16 protein-coding genes and 6 pseudogenes are annotated in these 22,649 nt (G+C 59.4%); 14 read left to right on the top strand and 8 right to left on the bottom strand.

Annotated elements, in window-relative coordinates:
- Positions 1 to 136 precede the first annotated feature (136 nt).
- The 3 genes and pseudogenes from L6637_RS40955 to L6637_RS40945 all read right to left on the bottom strand — a co-directional run.
- Positions 137 to 705, bottom strand: a pseudogene (locus tag L6637_RS40955) (IS5 family transposase); the annotation flags it as partial.
- Positions 706 to 770: 65 nt separating this feature from the next.
- Positions 771 to 1,865: a C45 family autoproteolytic acyltransferase/hydrolase gene (locus tag L6637_RS40950; protein WP_164934298.1), complete on the bottom strand. Its 1,095-nt coding sequence runs from the start codon at positions 1,863 to 1,865 to the stop codon at positions 771 to 773.
- A 275-nt stretch (positions 1,866 to 2,140) separates the two neighbouring features.
- On the bottom strand, positions 2,141 to 2,821 hold the full coding sequence (locus tag L6637_RS40945; protein WP_128929867.1) for a hypothetical protein: 681 nt from the start codon (positions 2,819 to 2,821) through the stop codon (positions 2,141 to 2,143).
- Between the two features lie 216 nt (positions 2,822 to 3,037).
- Between L6637_RS40945 and L6637_RS40940 the strand changes: the two genes are divergently transcribed.
- From L6637_RS40940 to L6637_RS40890, 10 genes and pseudogenes are all read left to right on the top strand, one after another.
- Positions 3,038 to 3,712 (top strand): transposase, encoded by a 675-nt coding sequence (locus tag L6637_RS40940; protein WP_164939080.1) that lies wholly within the window; start codon positions 3,038 to 3,040, stop codon positions 3,710 to 3,712.
- A 14-nt stretch (positions 3,713 to 3,726) separates the two neighbouring features.
- On the top strand, positions 3,727 to 4,488 hold the full coding sequence (gene istB / locus L6637_RS40935) for an IS21-like element helper ATPase IstB (protein ID WP_128929869.1): 762 nt from the start codon (positions 3,727 to 3,729) through the stop codon (positions 4,486 to 4,488).
- A 375-nt stretch (positions 4,489 to 4,863) separates the two neighbouring features.
- Positions 4,864 to 5,217 (top strand): IS66 family insertion sequence element accessory protein TnpB, encoded by a 354-nt coding sequence (gene tnpB / locus L6637_RS40930; RefSeq protein ID WP_128929870.1) that lies wholly within the window; start codon positions 4,864 to 4,866, stop codon positions 5,215 to 5,217.
- A 51-nt stretch (positions 5,218 to 5,268) separates the two neighbouring features.
- A complete protein-coding gene (locus L6637_RS40925) occupies positions 5,269 to 5,544 on the top strand; it encodes a transposase (protein ID WP_232995629.1) in 276 nt (91 codons plus the stop codon).
- Positions 5,545 to 5,580: 36 nt separating this feature from the next.
- Positions 5,581 to 6,775 (top strand): annotated as a pseudogene (gene tnpC / locus L6637_RS40915) (IS66 family transposase).
- Between the two features lie 41 nt (positions 6,776 to 6,816).
- On the top strand, positions 6,817 to 8,055 hold the full coding sequence (locus tag L6637_RS40910; protein WP_128929871.1) for a tyrosine-type recombinase/integrase: 1,239 nt from the start codon (positions 6,817 to 6,819) through the stop codon (positions 8,053 to 8,055).
- 100 nt (positions 8,056 to 8,155) lie between these two features.
- Positions 8,156 to 8,977, top strand: a complete 822-nt coding sequence (locus L6637_RS40905) for a tyrosine-type recombinase/integrase (protein ID WP_308421757.1) — start codon at positions 8,156 to 8,158, stop codon at positions 8,975 to 8,977.
- The gene (locus L6637_RS40900) at positions 8,974 to 9,975 is read left to right on the top strand and encodes a tyrosine-type recombinase/integrase (protein ID WP_128929872.1); all 1,002 of its coding nucleotides are present in this window, start codon (positions 8,974 to 8,976) and stop codon (positions 9,973 to 9,975) included. Before L6637_RS40905 ends, L6637_RS40900 begins: the two co-directional genes overlap by 4 nt.
- Positions 9,976 to 10,088: 113 nt before the next feature.
- Positions 10,089 to 10,241: pseudogene (locus L6637_RS40895) on the top strand (transposase domain-containing protein); the annotation flags it as partial.
- 43 nt (positions 10,242 to 10,284) lie between these two features.
- A complete protein-coding gene (locus L6637_RS40890; RefSeq protein ID WP_232995630.1) occupies positions 10,285 to 10,839 on the top strand; it encodes a plasmid pRiA4b ORF-3 family protein in 555 nt (184 codons plus the stop codon).
- A 41-nt stretch (positions 10,840 to 10,880) separates the two neighbouring features.
- Here the strand turns inward: L6637_RS40890 and ccrA are convergent, their stop codons facing one another.
- Complete coding sequence (gene ccrA, locus L6637_RS40885; protein WP_232995631.1) at positions 10,881 to 12,158, bottom strand: crotonyl-CoA carboxylase/reductase; 1,278 nt, start codon at positions 12,156 to 12,158, stop codon at positions 10,881 to 10,883.
- Positions 12,159 to 12,675: 517 nt separating this feature from the next.
- Entirely contained in the window at positions 12,676 to 14,217 is a 1,542-nt protein-coding gene (locus L6637_RS40880) for an acyl-CoA synthetase (RefSeq protein ID WP_128929873.1), read from the bottom strand.
- Positions 14,218 to 16,033: 1,816 nt separating this feature from the next.
- Here L6637_RS40880 and L6637_RS40875 point away from each other — a divergent pair.
- The 3 genes and pseudogenes from L6637_RS40875 to L6637_RS40865 all read left to right on the top strand — a co-directional run.
- On the top strand, positions 16,034 to 17,326 hold the full coding sequence (locus L6637_RS40875) for an MATE family efflux transporter (RefSeq protein ID WP_237867200.1): 1,293 nt from the start codon (positions 16,034 to 16,036) through the stop codon (positions 17,324 to 17,326).
- Positions 17,327 to 17,982: 656 nt separating this feature from the next.
- Positions 17,983 to 18,141 (top strand): hypothetical protein, encoded by a 159-nt coding sequence (locus tag L6637_RS40870; RefSeq protein ID WP_164934297.1) that lies wholly within the window; start codon positions 17,983 to 17,985, stop codon positions 18,139 to 18,141.
- 948 nt (positions 18,142 to 19,089) lie between these two features.
- Positions 19,090 to 19,770: pseudogene (locus L6637_RS40865) on the top strand (transposase); the annotation flags it as partial.
- A 338-nt stretch (positions 19,771 to 20,108) separates the two neighbouring features.
- Here the strand turns inward: L6637_RS40865 and L6637_RS40860 are convergent.
- Together L6637_RS40860 and L6637_RS40855 are read right to left on the bottom strand one after the other, a co-directional pair.
- Complete coding sequence (locus L6637_RS40860; RefSeq protein ID WP_128929876.1) at positions 20,109 to 21,137, bottom strand: IS110 family RNA-guided transposase; 1,029 nt, start codon at positions 21,135 to 21,137, stop codon at positions 20,109 to 20,111.
- Between the two features lie 128 nt (positions 21,138 to 21,265).
- On the bottom strand, positions 21,266 to 21,943 hold the full coding sequence (locus L6637_RS40855) for a hypothetical protein (protein WP_128955123.1): 678 nt from the start codon (positions 21,941 to 21,943) through the stop codon (positions 21,266 to 21,268).
- Positions 21,944 to 22,027: 84 nt separating this feature from the next.
- Here L6637_RS40855 and L6637_RS40850 point away from each other — a divergent pair.
- Positions 22,028 to 22,138: pseudogene (locus L6637_RS40850) on the top strand (IS110 family RNA-guided transposase); the annotation flags it as partial.
- Positions 22,139 to 22,270: 132 nt separating this feature from the next.
- Here the strand turns inward: L6637_RS40850 and L6637_RS40845 are convergent.
- Positions 22,271 to 22,373, bottom strand: a pseudogene (locus tag L6637_RS40845) (IS66 family transposase); the annotation flags it as partial.
- Positions 22,374 to 22,649 lie beyond the last annotated feature (276 nt).

The raw sequence follows: 22,649 nt of genomic DNA, 5'->3' as shown, positions 1-22,649 counted from the left end.
CCTTCACGCAACGCCATCGTAGAACTCGCCGTGCTCGCGCGCATGCGTCAATCAGGCGGCCTTCGTCGTATGCGTACGCTCCTCAAGCGGTGGAATTGGTGAAAGCTCCTGTCGCGGCTTAGCCCCGGCGGATACCGACAGGCTTGGCACCACGATCGATGATTTCGGCGCGAAAGCCGTCGCCGTCGTACCCTTTGTCACCAATGAGGGCAGACATCGGTGGCGCGAGTTCCAAAAGGGCCGGCGCTGCGGCTATATCTGCATCCTGGCCTGGAGTGAGATGAAATGCGCAAGGTCTGCAGTCAGGGTCGCTCAGCGCATGGATTTTCGTGGTCCGCCCACCGCGCGAGTGGCCGATCGCTTGTTCATGCTCCCCCCCTTTTCCGCCGCTCGCCGAGCGATGCGCTTGATCGAGGTGGAGTCGATGGATAAAGTCACGCCGTCCTTGCCACAGCGGGCGAGCGCTTCAAAGATCGCCTGCCAATGTCCACGCTTGGCCGAGCGATTGAACCGATTGTAGATCGTTGTGTAAGGACCGTAGTCGGGCGGACAATCGCGCCAGCGTGCGCCGCACTGAAGCATGTGAATGATACCGCTGATGATGCGCCGATCGTCATCGCGCGCCGGGCCGGTCTGGTTCATCGGCAGATGCGGCTCTATCTGAGCCCACTGCTTGTCGTTAAGCCAAAACAGCCCTTTGCGCATCGAAGTCCCCCGTGCCGAATCAACTCGGTGCGAGGGAATCAGAACCGGCTAATTAGGTACAGACCCTAAATCCAAAGATCAAATCGCTCAAGCGGCGCGCTGCACGGGGGTCCGTCAGTGGCGAACAAAACACGCTTGCTTAGATCCATAATGATGGCGGAAAGGGTACTATTCGGATACTGCGTATCCTGGTTCGGGTGACAGCAAATGGATGCCGGGTAAGAGAAATGGTCTTTGAGGCCCAACAAAATATGATCCACATCCACCTGCCCGAGCCTTGAGCGCAGATGTCGACCAAAGCGACGGGACCGAAACGGACTGTCGGGCACAAAGCGCTCCCATTCTGAAGGTATTCGTGTTCCCGGCTCAAAATGATTTGCGTGTGAAATTACCCCATCCTCAGGATAAATGTACCGTTTGTCATTGGGGGAGCTCTCAATGTTGATAATCTCGCCATCAGCATGGCCAATCAGGTAGTTCATAGAGATGTTTCGATCAGCGCGGATAATCGCGCTTATCGCGCGGTCGAATGTCGGCGCCTGAAGGATGGACCGGCACCTCAGCTTAAACGGGGCGGTCATGAGTGCCGAGCCATCAATAGGCGAAACCAAGCTGTTGCAGACTAGCCCGATCCCAGCTTCATTCAGTCCCGCTATGGGGCCGGCGCAGCCTGCTTCGAAGATGCCCAGCCATTGCGGGTTAGCGGGCGTCACTACTTTGCCTACAAAAAGGGTGCCCCGAACTGCCGCTTGCCCATCGATCGTTTGCGCCAGCATTGTTGTATTTTGCGCGGTTACCTCGGGCATTAATCCGGCAGACGTGCAGCCATCCAAAATCCCATACGATAGATCGGCGGCTCGACGTGCCATCAGGCGTAGCCAAATCTCATGCCGGACGTTAAGCATCACAACCGTATAGAGGGGCATAAAGGCAGCGTCGGCAATTCCCCTCAGCTCTTCAACGTAGTCGGGTCGTAGATCTTCAAGGAAGCGCAACCAACCAGTTGCTTCAGCTTGAATTTGCGCAAGATTAGTTCCGTTAGCGCAAAAGCGTTTTAAATAAAAGTCAGCATTGGCCGCGATTTCCGATCGCATCAGCTCTCCTTGCTGCTGTCCCCTTTCGCGGGGTATCGCAGTAAAGACGGTAAGCTTAAGACTCATTGAAAGATCTCCTTGCATTGGTATGTCCGCTTCTACGCGGTGGGCGGAGCGACGCGATAACTCGGATCGAAGTCGTGAGCCTTGTACGGTGACCCGGATGGTGTATAGAGATCCGATGGAGAGGCTGCTGGTAGCTGAAGTGCTTGGCACGCTCATTAACTCACAAGCGTATGGCATCTAGTCTAGAGAGCGGCAATCGGTGGGGCGTTAGCTCAAGACCTTCGTCGCCGGTATTGTTCCGGCCCGCAGCCCGCAAATGCAACGACGTTAGACGATCAGTTCAGGTCCGGCGTTACGTCTAACAATTGCTTAAGTTCATAGCCTGTCATCCAGAACAGCCAATCGTTAGCGACGATATTCTCTTGCACCAGGTGAATGTCTGCTCCGCCTGGTTCATTGTGAACCGGATCATAGACGTTCTTATCCAACGACCACCGCCCAGCTAGGCCACAGAGAAAGTCGGGAGCCCACATCGCAAGACTGACGCCACGCATAGTCCCCGTCATGATCTTGAGCAGGCCCGAGCCCCTGAAGTCGGGGCGGATCCAGATATCCCCGTGGTACACCACTTTACCTGTAATGCTGCGCGCCATCTGAGCAGTACAAACGCAGCGATCTTCAGGATGTGCATCTATCGTCGGATTCGCATAGAAGAACTTCAGCGTTTCGAGGTGTGCTGCAAGGGTGGTTTGCGACAGGTCATAGAAGCGCGCGGCCTCGACGAGCGCCACTTTGTTTTCCTTATCAAAACCCACAAGCCAATACCCTTCGCCCGTTCGAATCGGTGAGCGGTCTGGCCGAAAGATGGGATAAGTATTGGGTTTGTCTGCTAGCGAGGCTGTGATCGCGATGTACTCGTTGAAATCACACCCAATGGAAAGCCTGATGCCCATTTTCGCGGCCGCGTCATCGTAAACCTGGAGAAAGCGCAGCAAGGGATTCAAGGTGTATGTCATATTTGTTAGTCCTCTGTGTGAGGCTGGTTGTATCCTTTTATCGATCCTCACTGCTCGGCCGCAAGAGATTCCTGCCTATCTACTCTTGTAGGGTGAGTGATCTAGGCCGACCGCTCGTAGCTAGGAAACGTTCTCTTCCTGGATTGCCTAAGGAAAACCATGCTGTGAAAGCGACGGCCGTGCGGACGGCATGTCCTATCGTTAGGAGCAATAGGATTGAGGCGACGCCGATCCTATGCCAGGATCATGCGTAAACTCGGCGTGAGCCGCAACGAGCTGTTCGCACAGATCGACAAGCCGGCGCTCAACGCCCTGCCGCCGATGCCATATCAGTATGCCGAGTGGAAGAAGTGCCGAGTCGCGCCCGACTATCACGTCGAGATCGCCGGTCACTACTACTCGGTGCCCTCGCGTCTGATCCGCGAAGAGCTCGAGGCGCGCGTCACCGACAGGACGGTCGAGATCCTGCACAAGGGCAGCCGGGTTGCCAGCCACGCCCGCTCTGACGTACCCCAATGCCACACCACGATCCCGGAGCACATGCCGAGCGCGCACCGGCGTTATGCCGAATGGACCCCGGCGCGGATCAAGCGAGAAGCCGCCAAGATCGGCCCTGCCACGATCGCTCTCGTCGAAGCAATCATGAAAGCCAAACCACACCCCGAGCAGGGCTTCCGGGCTTGTCTCGGCATTTTGCGGCTCGCGCGCAGCTACGGCTCGGCCCGCATCGAGGCCGCCTGCCAGCGTGGCAACGACATCGGCGCGACCACCTACGGCTCGATCAAGTCGATCCTGCAGCACGGGCTCGATCGCGCCTACGCCAACGAGAGACCGCCAGACGGCCCACCGATCCGACACGGCAATATCCGCGGCACCGATTACTACCAGTGAAGAAAGGAGAGACGATGTTGACACATCCCACCCACGACCGCCTCGTCGCGCTCGGGCTTACCGGCATGGCGAAGGCCCTCGACGAACAGCAGCGACAACCCGACATTGCCGCGCTGGCCTTCGAGGAGCGCCTCGCACTGCTCGTCGACCGTGAAGCGACCGAGCGCGAGAACAAGCGGCTGGTTGCTCGGTTGCGGTTCGCAAGTCTCCGGCAGAACGCCGTCGTCGAGGATATCGACATGAAGGCGCCGCGCGGGCTCGACAAGCCGCTGTTCCAAAAGCTCGTCGCTGGCGAGTGGATCGACCGGCATCAGAACCTGCTCATCATCGACCCGACCGGCGTCGGCAAGAGCTGGATTGCTTGCGCCTTGGGCCACAAGGCCTGCCGGGACAACCGCTCCGTGCTTTATCAACGGCTGCCGCGGCTGTTCGAGGCGCTCACTCTCGCGCGGGGCGACGGCCGCCACGCTCGCCTGCTCAGGACCCTGGCGCGCGTCGAGCTTCTGGTCCTCGACGACTGGGGACTTGCCCCGATGACTGCCGAGCAGCAACGCGACCTGTTGGAGATGATGGAGGATCGCCATGGCCGCGGCTCGACCTTGGTGACAAGCCAGCTCCCGGTCGAGCATTGGCACGAGCTCATCGGCAACCCAACCATTGCCGACGCTATCCTCGATCGCCTCGTACACAACGCCCACAGGCTCAATCTCAAGGGCGAGAGCCTGCGCAAAGCCGCCGCCAAGCGTCAGACGCTTGACGACGAGCCCGCCAACTGACCTGATGACGACGTCGTCGCGAGACCCCGCCTCGGCAGGCGGCCGGGATCATCGGAATCCACGGCCGGCTTCAATCGGTACAGGCGGCCGGCTTCGCCCGGAATCCGCGGCCGACTTCGTCGGAATACGCACCCAGCAGGTGCACGACTGGCGACGCCGGGCACGTTTGGGCCAGTTGGTGCTGCCGACTTCGGAGACGCTGTCGTTCGTGCCGGTGGTATCGGAATCGGCGCTACCGGCGGCCGCAGAGCCGACCAGGTCGCCGGAAGCAGCCATTGTGACGGTTGAGCTCCAGGGAGCACGCGTGGAGGTGCGGGGGGCGCCTGGCCTTGCTGTGTTGAGCGACGTGTTCTTAGCGCTTCGACGGACACGTTCATGCTGACGCCGCCCGCGAGCCTCATGCTTTACGTGGCGACGCAACCTGTAGACTTCAGAAAAGGTGCGGAGGGCTTGGCGCTGTTGGCGAAGGAGACGCTGGGCCATGACCCGATGAAGGGTGTGCCGGTGGTGTTCCGTGCGATGCGCTCTAACCGGGTGAAGATCGTCGTCTGGGATGGCAGCGGCCTTGTGATGTACTGGAAGCGGCTCGATGGCAGCGGCTTCAAATGGCCTCACATTGTGGCCGGCGTGATGCGGATGAATGCCGCCCAGCTGTCGGTGCTTCTGGCTGGCATGGATTGGACGCGCATGCATGCGCCTCGCGACGCACCGCCGAAAGCACTTGCGTAAAGATACAAATCTTCGCTGCATCGGGGCGCGAAGCATGGCAGACTCGGGGCAATGAGTGATTTGCCTGATGAACTGCCGAGCGATCCGGCCGAGTTGCGGGTCTTTGCCGCGGCTCTGCTGGATCGCTGCGCCAGGCTCGAGCGGTTGCTCAAGCTTGCAAAAGATGCGCAGTTCGGTCGGTCCTCGGAAAAGCTGGACGCTGATCAGCTGCAGTTTGTTCTGGAGGATATCGATCAGGCCGTCGCCGCCCTCGAAGCAGCCGAAGATCGCCCCAATCCCAGAGTTTGCGAGAAGAGAGCTGCCGCGCGCAGAGCCAACAGGGTTTAACTTCCGTGGCATTTGCCGCGCATCGTCGAAATCCTGATGCCAGCGGAGACCAGTTGCCCGTGTTGTAACGGCGACCTCTTCGAGATCAGTCACGATGAGAGTCAGAGGCTCGATGTCGTTCCGGCGCAGTATCGCGTCATCGTAACCCGCCGGCCCAAGCTGGCCTGCCGCGCCTGTCACGGCGTCGTCCTCCAGCAGGCTGCGCCCGAGCGACTGATCAGGGGAGGATTGCCCACCGAGCGGCTGGTCGCGCATGTGATCGACGCCAAGTATCATTGGCATTTGCCGCTTTACCGCCAGGCGCAGATGTTGGCGACCCACGGAATAGCGCTGGATCGTTCCACGCTCGCCTTCTGGGTCGGCTATGCGGCCCAGGAATTGAAGGCATCGTCTGCGCCAGCTTCTGCTCGCCTCCTCGAAGCTCTGTGTCGATGAGACTCCCGCACCGGTGTTAGATCCGGGGCGCGGCAGGACGAAAACTGGCTACTTCTGGGCGCTGTCACGCGATGACAGGCCCTGGGCCGGACCTGACCCACCTGGGTGGTTTACGCTTATGCACCGGGCCGTGGAGCCGTCCGGCTTGAGGCTGCTCGAAGGCTATCGCGGCATCATCCACTGCGACGGAGCTTACAAGACGATGATCCGAGAGAGGCGTGCGGACGCCCTGTCCGGGACGCTCGCCTTCTGGTCGCATCTGCGGCGCCAGTTTGTGAAGATCGAGCGCGAGGCTTCGCCGGCGCCAGCTCCGGTTGCCCGCCAGGCTCTTGAACGCATCGCCCAGCTTTACGCAGTCGAGAAGGCCCTCCGCGGCCGATCGGATGCGGAGGGCTGTGCCGGCAGGCAGGCGCATGCTCGGCCTCTCGCTACAGCCTTGAAGCAGTGGGTTGAGGCCAAGCTTGATCACCTTGCACCGAAGAGCGACACGGCGAAGGCCTTGCGTTACGCGCTCCGTCATTGGAGCGGCCTGACACTCTACCTTGATGACGGGCGCATCGAGATGGACACGAATGCTGTCGAGCGTGCGATGCGGCCGATCAAGCTCAACGCCAAGAACTCTCTTTTTGCCGGGTGCGACGAGGGCGCCGAGGATTGGGCAGTCCTGGCTTCGTTCATTGAGACAGCCCTATGCCGCGCGCGGCATAGGGCTGTTTATGCCGCCCGCCGAACTATGCCGAGTCGGGTCGTTTTCCCCAGATTTCTGGCTGACCGGCGTTTGGTCGGTTCGGCATAGTTCGTTCTGTGCCTCCGCTTTCAACAGCGGAGAACAGGAAGATGGAAGTTGAAAAGTACTTGGGCAGAAGCCGGCTGTACCGGCGTCTCAGAAGCGGGCCGCACGGACAACTCGTCGAGCGCTACGCCGCTCGTCTCATCGAAGAGAGGCTCGTTCGGCACGGCACGTGGCGTTGCCTCAACGTGGTTGGCGGGCTCCTGAGTTGGATGGCGGGCCGTCGCTACAAGCTGGTCGATCTCGATGAGCAGGTCGTTGAGCGGTACCTCCGGCATCGAGGCGGAAGGCAGTCTATCCAACCCGGTGACCGGGCCGCGCTCAAGCGATGGCTGTCGGTGCTGCGCGAGGAAGGCGTGATCGCGCCGTCGGTGCTGCCGCCTCTCACCCCGCACGAACGGATCTTCAAGGAGTTCGATGCCTACCTGCGATCAGAGCGCGGCTTGGCCCCGAGGTCCATCGTCCGCCATCTCCCGGTCATCCGCAGGTTCCTGCACGAGGTGTGCTCCGGCGGCGCCGCCCTGGGCAAGATCAGCCAAGAGGACGTGATCCGCTACATTGAGCGCCACGCCCAGGATTGGAGCCCGGGAACAGGCAAGGCGATGTGCTGGTCGTTGCGCGCCTTTCTCCGTTACCTCCACCATCGGGGGCTGAACGCGCGCCCGTTGGCGGATTGCGTTCCATCGATGCGGCGATGGAAGCTCGCAACTCTGCCGACCTATCTGCCTGCGGCACAGGTGCGGAAGGCTCTCGACGGTTGCGACCGAGAGACAGTGATGGGACGGCGGGACTACGCCATTCTGTTGTTGCTAGCCAAGCTCGGCCTGCGGGCCGACGAGGTCGCGACGCTCACCCTTGATGATATCGACTGGCGCGCCAGCGAGATACTCGTTCGCGCCAAGGGCCGACAGCGTGCACGGATGCCGATACCGCCAGACGTTGGCGCGGCCATCGTTGCATATCTCCGCAATGGCCGCCCAAAGTCGTCGTGCCGACGATTGTTCGTCCGTACGCTCGCGCCACACGTCGGCTTTGCTTCCGGATGTGCGATCACCATGATCGCCAAGGCCGCTCTCGATCGCGTTGGAATCGAAGGTTGCGCACATCGCGGCGCCCATATCTTCCGACACAGTCTCGCTACCGAGCTTCTCCGATCTGGCGCCACCTTGTCGGAGATCGGACAGTTGCTGCGGCACGAGAACCACGACACTACCCGGATTTACTCGAAGGTCGACATCGATGCGCTGAGAACATTGAGCCTGCCCTGGCCGGGAGGCGTGCAATGACCAATCTGCGCGCCGCACTCGATAAGTACCTGAGCATGCGCAAGGGTTTGGATACAAGTACGAGCACCAGACCCGTCGGCTCGCCGACTTCGTCGCCTTCATGGAGAAGCGCAAGGCGAGGATCATCACGACGAAGCTGGCCATGGAATGGGCAACGCTGCCGCCCGATCGTCATGCATCCTGGGCGCTGCGATTGAGCGACGTGCGCGGGTTCGCGCGCCATGTCGCCAACTTCGACCCGAGAACGGAGGTGCCGCCCGTCGGCATGCTGCCCGGATGGAAGCGCGCCAAGCCCTATGTTTACAGCGACGCGGAGATCGATGCGTTGCTGACGGCAGCGCTGGCTCTGCCACCAGCGGACGGGCTGCGCCGATGGACCTACCATGCCTTGTTCGGGCTGATCGCGGTGACGGGCATGCGTATATCCGAGGCGATGGGCCTGGAGCGTGATGACGTCGACCTCGACGCCGGCGTGCTGACGGTCCGGCTGACCAAGTTCGGCAAGTCGCGGCTCGTGCCATTGCATCCGACGACGAGAACCGCGCTGCGCGACTACGCCCACCGGCGCGATGCGCTGCTCGGGTCACGCTGCGGCTCGACCTTCTTCGTTGCCGAACAGGGAGGCCGCTTGCTGCACCAGTACGTTCATCGCGTCTTCTGGCGATTGTCCAGAGAGATCGGGCTGCGGCGCCCAGGTGATCGTACCGGGCCACGCGTGCATGACTTCCGTCATCGCTTCGCCATCCGGACGCTGCTCAACTGGTATCGCGAAGGCAAGAACGTCGAGCAACAACTCCCAGTGCTCTCCACTTACCTCGGCCACGTCTGCGTGCGCGACACTTACTGGTATCTCTCGGCCTGCCCCGAGTTGATGGAGGAAGCCGCGCGGCGTCTCGATCGGCGATGGGAGGTGACGCCATGAAGCCCGCTTGCAATGTCGCCACGTTGATCGAGCGCTTCTTCACCGAGCGCCTCATGCGCCAGCGCAATGTTAGCGGCAACACGATCGCCTCCTACAGAGACACGTTCCGGCTGCTGTTCATGTTCGCTCGGGTGCAGCTGCGCAAGTCCCCATCGGCCCTGACGCTCGCCGATCTGGATGCAACGTTCATCGGCGCGTTCCTCACCGATCTCGAGGTAACGCGCGGCGCCAGTGCGAAGACGCGTAACCTGCGTCTGACGGCCATCCGATCCTTCTTCAGGTTCGTGTCCTTCGAGGAACCGGCACACAGTGCGCTGATCCAGCGCGTGCTCGCCATACCGAGCAAGCGTCACGACAAGCGAAAGGTGCACTTCCTGACGCGCCCCGAGATCGAGGCGGTTCTCGCAGCGCCCGATCGAACGACGTGGCTTGGCCGCCGCGATCACACCTTGCTGTTAGTCGCGGCCCAGACAGGCTTACGCCTCTCAGAGCTGACTGGCCTTGACCGGGATGCCGTCCACCTCGGGTCTGGCGCACACGTGCGATGCGTCGGTAAAGGGCGGAAGGAGCGGACCACTCCGCTGACCACACTCGCTCGGTGTGCGCTCCAGGCATGGCTCAAGGAACCGTTGCGGAAAGGAGCAACAGCGTTGTTCCCGAACGTGCACGGGGGCCGGCTCAGTGCCGACAGCGTCCAGTCCCTGCTGGGAAAGCATGTTCGTGTCGCTCACAAGAGTTGCCCGTCTTTGAAGGCCAAGAGCGTGTCGCCGCACGTGCTGAGGCACAGCGCTGCGATGGAACTGCTGCAAGCCGGCGTCGACTGTTCTGTGATCGCGCTGTGGCTCGGTCATGAATCGGTCGAGACGACGCAGACGTACCTGCACGCCCACCTCGCCCTCAAGGAAGCTGCCCTGGCGAAGCTCAAGCCGTACGAGCGCGGCAAGCTAACCCGCTTCCAGCCGAACGACCGCCTGCTCGCCTTTCTGGAGGCGCTCTGAACGACCAGACTATGCCGAATGGAATGGGGCTGCCCTGCACGCGATCGGCGGTGCCAGCGTGACAACGGCGTGCCATACCAACTCCGTTCGGCATAGTTCGGCGGGCGGCATAAACCTGTAAGCTCAATGGCGTCAGTGCCGAGCACTGGCTCGCTGATGTTCTCGCCAATCTCGTCAATGGTTGGCCTGCGGCGCGACTGGACGAACTGCTCCCTTGGGCATCGATCTACACGATGCTTCCATACGATCCGAGGCTGGCGGCATGAGCCTGAACACGACCGCGGTCCGGATCAAGGTGACCTCAAGGACGTGAAACCGGAGGTGATGCGTCGCCTCGTCGTACCCGTCACCCTGCGCTTGGATCGGCTGCATCTGTCGCTTCAGGCGGCATTTGGCTGGACGAACAGCCACCTCTTCGAGTTCTTCGCTGGTGAGGTCCGTTGGGGGATTCCAGATCCTCACAACGATTACGCCCACCAGCCCATGGATGCCAGCAAAGCGCGGCCTTGCGATGTCGTTCGCGAGACTGGCGCCAAGACGATCCATTATCTCTATGACTTCGGCGACAGCTGGGACCATGTGATCAAGCTCGAAAAATGGTTCGAGAACACCACGACGGAGGGACTTCCCTTCTTGCTCGAAGCCGCCGGTCGTTGTCCTCCGGAAGACGTCGGCGGTGCGCCGGGTTATGCCGAATACCTTGAAGCCATCAGAGACCCTGCCCATCCGGACCACGAACATATGCGCCTCTGGGGTCCGGCGCGGTTCGATCCCAACATCGTCGACCGGAAGGCGCTCGAAGCCGCCGTCAACGCGCTGTCCGACACATGGAAACCGCGGCGACGCGCGACGCGAACAAAATAGGCGTCAAGGGCCAGTCAAAAGCCGCAGAACTGCGCTTACGGTTAAGGCAACGCAGCCGCGGATAAAATGTCCTCCAAATTTCGTAGTCCGATTCGCGGCGCATTGATCAGAACAGCCATGTTTCCGGGCCTGTGCTGATTCTTCCACATCTTCGTATGCGCTCGCGCAACTTCCTCCCACGGCAGGACCTCGCTCATACTCGGGTCGATTCGGCGATCGAGCACAAAACGGTTCGCAGCATTTGCCTGTTTGAGATTCGCGAAATGAGAACCTTGAATTCGCTTCTGGCGCATCCAGATATAACGGGCATCGAAGGTAAGATTGAAACCTGTTGTGCTGCCGCAAACGACTACCATGCCACCGCGCTTTACGACGATCGTCGAGACGGGGAATGTTTGCTCACCTGGATGCTCGAACACAATATCGATATCGCGCTTTCCAGTAACATCCCAAATTGCCCTTCCAAACCGCCGCACCTCCTTGAGCCAAGGCCCGTATTGAGGTGAATTTACTGCCGGCATAGGGCCCCAGCAATTGAATTCAGTGCGGACTATAACACCCTTTGCACCAAGCGATCTTACATAATCGGCCTTAGTCCGATCGGAAACGACTCCGATTGCATTGGCGCCGCATGCTGTTGCAAGCTGCACTGCAGATACCCCGAGCCCGCCCGTAGCACCCCAAATCAGCACGTAGTCGCCAGCCTTTAGAATGTGCGGCGGGTGTCCGAACAACATCCGGTAAGCCGTTGCAAGCGTTAGCGTGTAGCAACAGGCCTGCTCCCAGCTGAGGTGAGCTGGCTTCGGCATCAATTGCCGTGGCTGCACGCGGCAGAACTGGGCGTAAGAACCATCAGGCGTCTCGTATCCCCAGATCCTCTGGGAAGGTGAGAGGAGCGGTTCGCCACCATTGCAATCCTCATCATCCCCGTCGTCCTGATTGCAGTGGATGACCACCTCGTCCCCAACCCTCCACCGGCGCACCCTTGCTCCTACCGCCCAAACCACTCCAGCCGCATCCGATCCGGCCACATGATAGGAGCATAGGTGCACATCAAAGGGGGACATCGGCGCCCCTAACGCCGCCCACACTCCGTTATAGTTGATGCCTGCAGCAGCGACCATGACCAATACTTCATCCTCGCCGATCGGCCAAGTCGGCACCACTTCTACCAGCATCGAACTCTCTGGCGGCCCGTGGCGCTCGCGCCGTATGGTCCACGCGTACATACGTTCGGGAACGTGTCCGAGGGGCGGCACTTCGCCGACCTTGTACAAATCCTTCTGGCGGGAGGCCTGTCGTGATGTATTGGGGTCCAACTTCAACTCCTCTGCGCTGTGATGTGGTGCGCGGGCAGAGTGCTCTCCGCCTTAGTACAGTCGTCGGCCTGCGCAGCCTCTCCAAGCAAGCAGCAATTAACGTGCCGCCACAGTGAGAGGAGTAGACGGAGGCAAACGCTTAACGTGGACACGATGCAAACGGGACAGCTTCACCTTGCACCAGGATCGTCGACCGCGCCTGTCGAGGCTGCACGAAACGCTTCCATTGGAGACTTCGACTTCTAAGTCTATCTGCCACCATCCTAGCACTACGACGTCGGTAAGTCGGAGTGGACACCTCATCGAACGGTAGACCCATCCAGCCGCTTCGTCGCGGCCACAGTCAGCGTAGAGAGGACCAATCAACCCTTCTGTCATCGCGCATCCCGAACTGACGACCTTGCGACAGAGGAGATCCATGACGGCAACCAATTGTAGCTAGCGACCCTCAAGCCGAGGGCCCACGGGCAGAACAGTGCCTTTTCAGATGCGGGGTTTTGTTCCGTCTCGAGTCCTCTCAAATCCTGCGTCCTGACTTCTCCCAATAAGGATCTTTCAGCAGCCTCTTGAATAACTTGCCAGACTCTTCACGCGGAAGGCTGGTCCGGATCTCGATTATTTTCGGAATCTTGTAGTCCGCCAACACCGTCTTCAACTTCTCGCGGATGTCATGGACTCTAAGCACCTCCCGTCGGCGCGGTTCGATCACCGCCATCAGTGCCTCGCCAAAGTCCGCGTCCGGAACGCCAAACACAGCACAGTCTTGAACGCCCGGTATCATATGGAGAGCCGCTTCGATCTCCGCGGGATAAATGTTGACACCGCCTGAGATTACAACCTCCCGTTTTCGGTCACAAAGAAATACATATCCATCAGCGTCGATATAACCGAGGTCACCGGAAGCAGTGAAACCGTCGTCATCGGCCTCGGCAGAGCTCCCAGGTCGATTGTGGTACTTGAACCGTGGGTACCATACGTTGCGTGAACAGATTTCTCCTATTTGTCCGGCCGACAATTCTCTTCCGTCTGCACCAATCACACGCAGCTGAACGTGCTCTAGCGGCTTGCCGACCGTTCCCGGCTTTGCAAGTGATTCTCGCGAACTCGCAAATGTTACCGCACCGGCCTCCGTCGAGCCGTAGAACTCGCATATAATGGGGCCCCACCAATTTATCATGGCATTCTTCACGATCGGGGGGCAGGGCGCAGCCCCGTGGACTACGTGTCGCAAGGACGCGAGATCATAGCTTCGTCGAATACTGTCGGGCAGCTGCAGAAGGCGAATAAACATAGTCGGCACCATCAAGATGGTGTCGATCCTCTCCGCCTCTATCAGCCGCAACAACTCTTCAGGCTCGAACCGCGGCATCAGCACAAGCGCACCACCGCGGCGGCTGAACCACATTCCAAATAAATTCGGCGCTGAATGATAAAGCGGGCCTGGGAGTAGCGCGCGAGTGCCAGATCCATAGACTATGGCTCGCATTTCCTCCAATCCGATCGCCTGCTCGCTGGTTGGTGGGCTACGACGCACGCCTTTAGGACAACCAGTCGTTCCTGAGGTGTAGATCATCGTCATCGGCTGCCGCGCGGGCGCTCCTGCAAAGAGCGGCTGATCCGCTATCCACTCTTCAAAATCCCGCGCGAAGTGCGGCACTTTGAGGCGCGTCCCTTCAATCTTGTACGCCTCTGCTACTTCGGGCGGCGTCGGAACGCTTAGAATTGGCAATCTGCTAGCGAGATCGGCATCCAACAAATGCAAGAGGTCCGCGTGGCCTATTAGCAAACGTGCTCCACAGTCGGCCAGAATGTACCCGATCTCCTGTCGCTTGAAATGCCAGTTTACAGGTACTGCAAGGGCTTCGGCTCTCATGATCCCATCGGTAACTTCGACGAATGCGATATCATTCCGCATTAAGATGCATACACTGTCCCCTTTCCCAATGCCGAAGCGCTTGAGCCCCCCAGCAACGCGAATTGCGCGATCTGAAACCTCAGAATGACGGCGGCGCCTCTTACCTGAGATAATACCCCGAAATCGTTTAGACGGCTGATACATCGCTCTTCCTTTAGTGGAGAAGGGCGACGTCGACGATCCGGCCGTTGGCTGGACATGCCCGAGACACGTGCCCTGCCTTGCCTCAGAGCAAAGCGCGTGCCGATTTCATACAAATTGGGACAGTGTAGAAACGCAAGAGACACCTCAGCTGCTCTGACAACTACTATGCTTTTTCTGACACTCGTGTTTGTCCGCCGCACGCGGGTACCTTTTCATCCGGCTTCACCACTCTGGAGCCCGCGTCGACATTATGGCAAGGCGCGTCGGCCCCCTTTTCCTGCAACACAAGCTCGCAATCGGAGAACTAAACTCAATCCCATTCGATGTGTTGGAATCGGCTTACTGACCGGCGACGACTTATCTGATGTCGGTCCACAGACTTGGTTGTCCCAATATCGCGATCATGATGATGATGGAGATCGACCTGAAGTCGCTGACGAGGGTCGAAATACAGTGCAGGCTAGCTGCGAACCCGGGTCGTGTTGGCTTTCTTGCAGAGGGCAGAACCAGAAGGAGACGACCACATGGACCTGAAGTCCGAAATGGGAGAAGTGGCGGCGCCCGATTCCCGCATCGAAGCCGGTGATCGCGCGAGGGAAACTGCCCCAAGACGACCAACCATCGGAGTTTTCGCGGCACGGTAAAGGCCAGCGGCGGCCGGTATCGACATGCACCGCATTCGCCGGCCTTCCGGCTCCCCGCGCCTCGGATCAGAGAGATTCAGGCTCGACCGATCCGTACGTCTTGATCGACATTCGCGATGCCGTCGGATTTTAGGGCTCCCCAAGGATCGTTTCGTGTGCGGACACACAGTAGTAGCCTCAAGTCATGCTTTGGGCCGCAGCGCGCCGATGTTGCCGATGCGTCCTGGCCACCCAGCCGCAAGGAGCCATGACTACAAGCTGCATGGCGCCAAATCGCTATTCACGTTTAACATTGCGAGGCAAACGCCGAACTGGCACTGCGAATAACCCGAAAGAAACACCTAGATACTACTCAGTAACTGGTTTCAAGTTATTATTACAGCCGCCTCAGGCTTTGAACCGCAGGAGGTCATGGCCCGAAGCTGACTTGAGGCTTTAATCGTTAGGTTGTTTGGACCACAAAGAGTTGACCGTGACACTCTGCGCGGCTGGTTGGATTGACCGCAAGTGCCAGCCCTGAGTGACCCAGCAGCCCCGCTCTTCCCAACGGGGACTGTCGCAGATGCGACAGCTGTCCGCCTCATGGCGCCTTCCCTTCGGCAAATTCACTCAGACTTTCATTGTGGCACAGGTTTTGAAAGGACTTGCTCATCTGCCGGGACGGTAGAAAACGCCCCAATGACAGAGCACTACCTTACGGCACTTCGGCGCATCCTACACTGCGCACTTAACCTCAAGACTAGCTGGACAGCGTTAGCGATACTTTCTTGGAGAGAGAGACGCACCAGCGCGCGGCGCTCACTATGGCGGCTTCCGTACGTTCATCATGTCTTCTTCCAAACCAACATGCACCTTAGCACGTTGATCGCGTTTTCGTTGTCAACGGACACAGGCTCGCTTGGGCCTACCAATGACGGCACTAGCATCGAACCGGGGCACCGTATCCTGAGGGCTGCGACGCACCTGGTTCTACCTTCTTTACAGAATCAACACCTTTTGCACTCGACGCCCAACATCGCGGGACCGTGGGCTCGAGGCGGGCAGGCGTCTTCACCGAGCACGAAATACACCAAATGAAGCAGCTTTCTGCCTTGCGTCGCAATCCAAGGACACGAACGGTTTTGAGTAGATTCGCTGTCGAGCTCCGTGCGACCGCGGTGTTGGCTTGGCCAATGGCACTGGCGCAGCTTGCTCAGGTCGCAATGATGGCGACGGATCTTGCCTTTGTTGGTCGTCTTGGGCCCCGGGAGCTCGCGGCCGCAGCATTGGCCACCACCCTGTATGTCATAAGCTTCACGTTCGGCGCCGGGTTACTGACGCCGATCGCACCTTTGACGGCACAATCTCTTGCCGGCAAGGGTGCGGCCGATGTGCCGCGTGCACTGCGCATGGGGCTTTGGCTGGCCCTGCTTTTCTCGTTGCCTATTATGGCTGTTTGTACGGCAGGCGAACAAGTTCTGCTCGCCCTCGGTCAGGAACATTGCGCAGCACGGCTATCTCAGCAGTACCTGCTTGGACTCGCGTGGGGCGTGACGCCAGCGCTGTGGTTTCAGGCCATTCGACATTTCATGGGCGCAGTGGGACGGCCGCAACCGATCTTCCGAATTACCCTGGCCGCTATCCCGGTCAACGCGGCCATTGTTTATCTTCTGGGCTTCGGAAAGCTCGGGCTGCCACCACTAGATCTTCTTGGCGTCGGCATTGCGACCGCCCTCGTAAATTGGGGCATGTTCGTAGCAGCTCTATGGCCCGCAATAGCTTGCCGCCCGTTCCGCGACTACCAGGTGCTTGCGCACCTGTGGCACTTCGACTGGCCGCTCCTACGAGCGATCATTTTGATCGGAGCGCCGATCTCGGTAGCAGTCATCATGCAATACGGCGTGTTCGCCGCCGCCGCACTCCTTGTAGGTAGGATCAGCCCGAGCGCGCTTGCCGCTCATCAGATTACGATGCAGATCGCCACAATCGCCTACACGGTGCCCTTCGGCATCAGCATGGCGGCCGCAGTGCGGGTCAGTCATGCGGTCGGGCACAATGACGCCTCCGGTATCAAGCGCGCAGGCCTGGCTGCGATCCTGCTCGGTGTTTTGGCCTCTGCGCTTGTGACGGTTGGGGTCATTGCGACGCGTTTTCGGATCGCCGCGTTTTTCTTAAACAAGTCACTGAACGACACGGACACGGCAATCGGACTGACGTCATCCCTCCTTATGGTTGCCTCAAGCTTTTTCGTAGCTGATGCAGCGCAGGTCATTGCGGGTGGCGGGCTCCGTGGGCTGAAAGACACGGCAAAACCGCTTCTGTTCGCAATCTTTGCGTACTGGCTAATCGGCTTCCCGGTCAGTTTCGCCTTGAGCTGGGTCTTTGGTGCAATTGGAGTCTGGATCGGGTTATCCGCCGGCGCAATTACCTATGCAGGTTTCCTCGTCACCCGTTTTCTGTTGCTGGCAAGTCGCTTTACTGTATAGGCCGCTCCTATGCCTCTTAAACCCAAGGAGAAGATTCCGTGCTCGCGCGTGCCTCCGGGGTGAACTTCATGTTCGGCCTTTAAGCAATGAAACGCTGACTGCAGCAGCATTTTTAGCGTTTCGACGGGAGATACTCTCATTACGAAGGCCGCCTTACGAATCGGAGGAGGCCGCCGGCCACGAAAACAGTCATACAAAAACGGGGTTGCACACCGTCCTCACCATGAGCTTACCATCGGGGCTCCCAGTGACTGAATACATCCGTCACAATCTGAGCCCCGATGGTAAGCTCACGGTGCGGGCGTCGAAACTAGCGGCCGGGATGACGCAGCCGGAACACCAGGACGAATTCCTGTGCGAAGTCCCGGAGGGTGCGAAGTTCGTATGGGATCAGTAAATCGAGGGTGTGAGTGACGCTCGATGTAGATGTGATCTGTACTGCGGCCATATTCCATAGCTCGTGTGGCAGCGAGCGAACGGGGCCTTCGTTCAGAACCGTCGCTCATATAAGAGCGCGTATTCCGCTTTTAAATGACAACGGGCAAATATCCCGGCCTCCTCGGTTGTTGATTTACTCAGCGCAGCGGCAGGGCGCTATTTTCGCGCCGTTGGCGCACGCGCAACAATAGTCCCCTTCCTACAAGGAAAGAGCGATCATGGCTAAAGTCCCTCCATTCCATTCGATCAAACCCTATTCAACGAATGTCTATCATGACAACGACAAGTGCACTGAAGGCAACAACATCGAATGGCAGTATCGCCTTCTGGCGCAGCCGGTCGGCCCCGTTGCGAGCCACTGCATCCGGCTTGCCTGACTTCAACGGTGGTCGTGGTGTACGGCGCAAGCAGTCCCACGCTTCGTGATTATCCAATGCGGCACCGAACAACCTTGTTGGGGAGCACGTCCGCTTCCATCACCATCGGAAGCAATATTCGCGCTTTGGCGGCCTTCTTTCCGGCGATAGTTAGCGCAAAACGCCGACAAGTCGCATCCGATATGGATTCTAGCCTGCCCGAGCCGCCCCTGTCTTCAAAGGCTCGGGTCCTGTCGCAAACGCAACACTATAGCGACCGTATCGCACCACGCTCCTCGGCGGCAGGTATTCTAATAAGTTGGGCAGTTCCGAGGTCTGTTTGGGCGAGCTACGAGATCGGTTTGCCCTTAGCAAGTCGGCACATGCAAGACAACTGTGGGTCCACGCTGCTTCAGGCCAGCCTTTGGCAAGGATTTCGCAGGAGATCCCAGCAGATATTGCCGGATTCGCCAAGAGAGCCGATGCCCATCAATGATGAATTGGCTGCCATGCGTAGTCATCGTAACCGCATTCACCGCTACAGCCAGCTCCTGGAACGCGAGCTGCCAGAGCACGATCGCAGCTATTTGGAAGGACGCTTGTCTGAAGAATGCCGCGCGCTTAGACGCCTGACAGACGCCGTTTTTCCCATCGCGCTTGGACTCCCGCGCAGAATTACTCTTTCCGTACGGTCAGCCGAGTAGAGTAGGCGGCTAGCACGTGGCTAAAATCCAGGTCACGCTGCCCGACTGTGCCATACCGTAAACCCAACGGCTCGCCACTCGTAAGCTAGTCCCCCGTGAAGTAACGCGAACAGCCTGAAGTTACGGGCTAGTTCGAGGAATGCCGGCGATTGATTTTGCCGGCAATCGCGATGGCGAGGCCGATTTCCTTGCAAGATCGAATGAGGTATTCCGTCGAATTCAATCGTGATCCTCTGCTCGTCGGAGTGCATGAGCGGAGGTTTTGATGCGGCCACGGGAGCGGCGCGAGACCGGCGAGCAGGATCTGTTTCGCTCCCTGCTCGATCAGATCATCGATAGAAAGCATTCGCTGGCGACGCTGGCGCGCACGGTGGATTGGGGCTTCCTGGAGCAGGCGTTCGGAATGGTCTACACGGACGGTCCTAGCCAGTCGCCGCTGCCGACGCGCTTGATCGCAGGGCTCGGGATCCTTAAGCACACCTATGACCTGTCCGACGAGGTCCTGTGCGAGCGCTGGGTGGAGAACCCCTATTACCAGTTCTTCTGCGGCGAGGAGTTCTTCCAGCACCGGCTACTGGTGTTCGATCACTCGTCGTTGAGGCGCTAGCGCAACCGTATGGGCGAGGAGCGGCTTCAGGCCCTGCTAAGAGAGCCTGTCGGTTGCCGTCAGGACCAAGGCGATCGAACCGTCGGAGTTCTCCCGGGTGATGGTCGACACGACGGTGCAGCCCAAGAATGTGATGTTTCGGACTGATGCCAAGCTTCTGAACCGAGCGCGCGAGAAGCTGGTGCGGCTGGCGCAGCTCACCCGGGTGCGTTTACTCCAGTCCTATGCGAGGGTGGGCAAGTTCGCCCAGATAAAACATTAGCGCTACGCCCATGCCAAGCGGTTCAAGCGTGCCAGGCGGGCGCTGAGACGATGCGTACCTATTTCGGCCGGGTAATGTGTCATTGTCAAGCTCACATTTTTGAACTCTCCAACGGCAAGGTGGTAGCGCTCGTGCCGTCGCAGCTGGTCAGGGTTGCGGAGACGGCACGGGCGCGGGTGATACATGGTTTGCCGGCCAGGCTTGGGATCGCTCGGACCGGTTGACGTCGTCGCTGGGGTCATGGTCCTTTCCGAGGTCGCGCAGCGCCTCATGATGATGTCCGGGTCGGGTGCCTCAACGTCTGCAGCGGAGTACGGTCAAGCCGCCACCAGCCGAATGAACGAGGTCGCCACAACACCGTCCCAGCTGGACATCGCCAGTCCGGCGGACCGGACCAGGAACTTCACAAATCGGATCAGGCTTCCTTCGCCTGGCCCCAGTCGAACGATGTGCCGTCTACCCAGATACAGTGAAGAACTAGGGCGATCTTCCGCGCGATAGCAACCTTTGCCTTTCTCATGCCAATCCGCTTGGCAAGCTTCATTCCCCAAGCCTTGAGAGAAGACCATTTCTTCGTCCGATAAAGCAGAACTGTCGCCGCTTCGAACAGGTAAGTTCGGAGAAGACGGTCGCCCCATCGGGATATCTTGCCATTGATATCCGTTTCGCCAGACTGACTGCGCCGCGGTGTAAGACCCAGATAGGCGCCGACGCTCGATGCTGATCGGAATCGCGATGGGTCATCGATCGTATGCCGGAACGTCAAGGCAGTCACCACACCAACACCAGGAACCGTCATTAAGCGACGCGTCGTCTCATCCGACCTCGCAAGCTGTCGGACTTCATCGTCGAACTTGCTTTGCTGCTTGCAGATCTGCTCATGGATCGACAGAAGCGGCGCGATCACACCGAGGAGCTGATGACCGTCAGCCAACAGGTCACGGACCAGATTGCGGAACTGCAGGCCTATCGCGCGTGGAAACAGCAGCCCGGATTCTTTGATCAGGCTGCGGACCTGGTTTTCGATATCTCGACGAATGGCCACGAGCCGGGATCTCGCGACGAGTATCGCGCGAATCTTCTGACTTTCCTCGCTCTTGACTTTGACTTCTCGATACCAGCCAACTCGCACCAGTTCGGCCAGACCTCGAGCATCATTCTGATCGCTCTTGTTCATGCGTACCGACAAGGCCGCGTGGGCATGCCGAGCGTCGATGCAAACCACCGGAAGATCGACCCTGCGAAGTTCATGCCACAGCCAACTCGCCATCGCGCCGGTCTCAAAGCCGATGCGCTCCGCCTGTGGCGCCCGCTTGCGAAGCAGTGCCGTGAGCGCCCCCGGGTCGGACTTGGCCTTCCCCTCGAACAAGACCTCGCCCTCTTCATTGACCACGCACATCGAAGTTTCTTTTTGCGATACATCGAGTCCGACATATTGCTTCATGACAGGTTCTCCGAATCGGTTGATTGCGAGAGCTCGATTCTAATGGAGCTTTTCGTGCCCACGAGCGCTGACCGCAATTACGTCATCGTTTGCAATATTGACCCCCCGTATTGCCTCACCTGAGGATGTTACTTTCGCTTGACGGATGTAGACCCCACTGTCAGCCGGTCCGAGGTTGCGTCATTGCTCGCAGGATCGGAGGGACTGGGGGACGTCGCGGAATGCCCATCACACGCAGCGGCGGCCCCAGTCCCGGGATCACCGGCCAGTGCCGCACCCTCAGCCGTGCGCGGGATGATCGTCTCGGCTGCTTTGCGTCTGAGCGATCGCAACAATCGCTGCACGATGGTGTGCTGCGGCGGACCGAATTGTTCGGGGCGTTGTTCAGCGAGGCGACCGAGAATTGCCAGCGCGGTTAGACGGGGCTCGGCCGCCAGCCAGCGCTCGATGTCGGCGAGGTGCGGATCGAGCATTGATGGCATTCTCATGCGCTTTTTGTATGGCTTGTGCAGACGCCGATGGATGATGCGCTGCTCCCCCAAATGCACATCATTGCCGAGCCTCTTCGCGAACGCTGCTGCGTTCGTTGTCGGTACCGGTGGGCTGGCTGCTGCCACGAGCTTGCCCGCTCGGGCGTCGACGCGCGTGCCGAGCTCCGCCTGGGCGTCTCTCATCTCGGCCAGCAGGGCCACAGGATCGAGCGTGCGATAAAGCTCTCGAAGACGCCGTTTGACGACCTTGCTCAACCTCGGATGCGCCAGTGCGCGTTCATAGGGCGTGGCTGGAACATGATAGCGCTTGATCACTTTGGCGCCCTCGCGTCGCTTGTCCTTCAGCTTGGGGAATGTCCGAAGTTTTGTGTAAGCGATCGACGACGGCAATCAGGATAGAAGGCAAAGGTAGCCGTTGCCCGGAAGATCGCCGTAATCCTGCACTGTATCTGGGTCGACGGCACATCGTTCGACTGGGCCAGGCGAAGGAGGCCTAACCCTATTTTTTAAGTTCCTGGTCCGGCCTGCCGGACTGGCGATGTCCGCTGGGACGGTGGTCGTGGCGACGGCTCCAGCATCTGCTGGTGGGCTTCGATCGGAATGCTGCTGTATGTTGGAGGGCTCTCGAAAAGATCCCCCTGACGACGCAGTTGCCCAGTGTCGCCCGATCAAGCCGCAGGCCCTGGCGCGCATAGATCTCGGACTGGCGGTAGAACGGCGTATGGTCGCCAAACTTGGAGACGATGTAGCGCGGCAATCTGGGTAGGAGGTGCGCGGCGATCAGGATGGCGAGGCAGTGTCGCGGCCTGATGATGATTGCCGCGATGATTGTCGCGCGCAAGAGTTTTGTTGAACTCTGATTGTCGCGCAGCGTCAATCAGCGACGGTTTTAGGTGTCGCGTGCGATGGCGGCCGTCCGGGACCGCGTTTTCGTTCGAGGGCGGTCCGTCTGCGATAGCTCTCGACGTTCATCTCGACGATGGTTGCGTGGTGAACGAGGCGATCGATAGGCGAGGGTCAT

The organism is Bradyrhizobium zhengyangense, from assembly GCF_022012435.1.
Classification (GTDB): domain Bacteria; phylum Pseudomonadota; class Alphaproteobacteria; order Rhizobiales; family Xanthobacteraceae; genus Bradyrhizobium; species Bradyrhizobium zhengyangense.
Note: the sequence above shows the minus strand (reverse complement) of the source record. Positions and strands in the feature narration are given on the sequence as shown.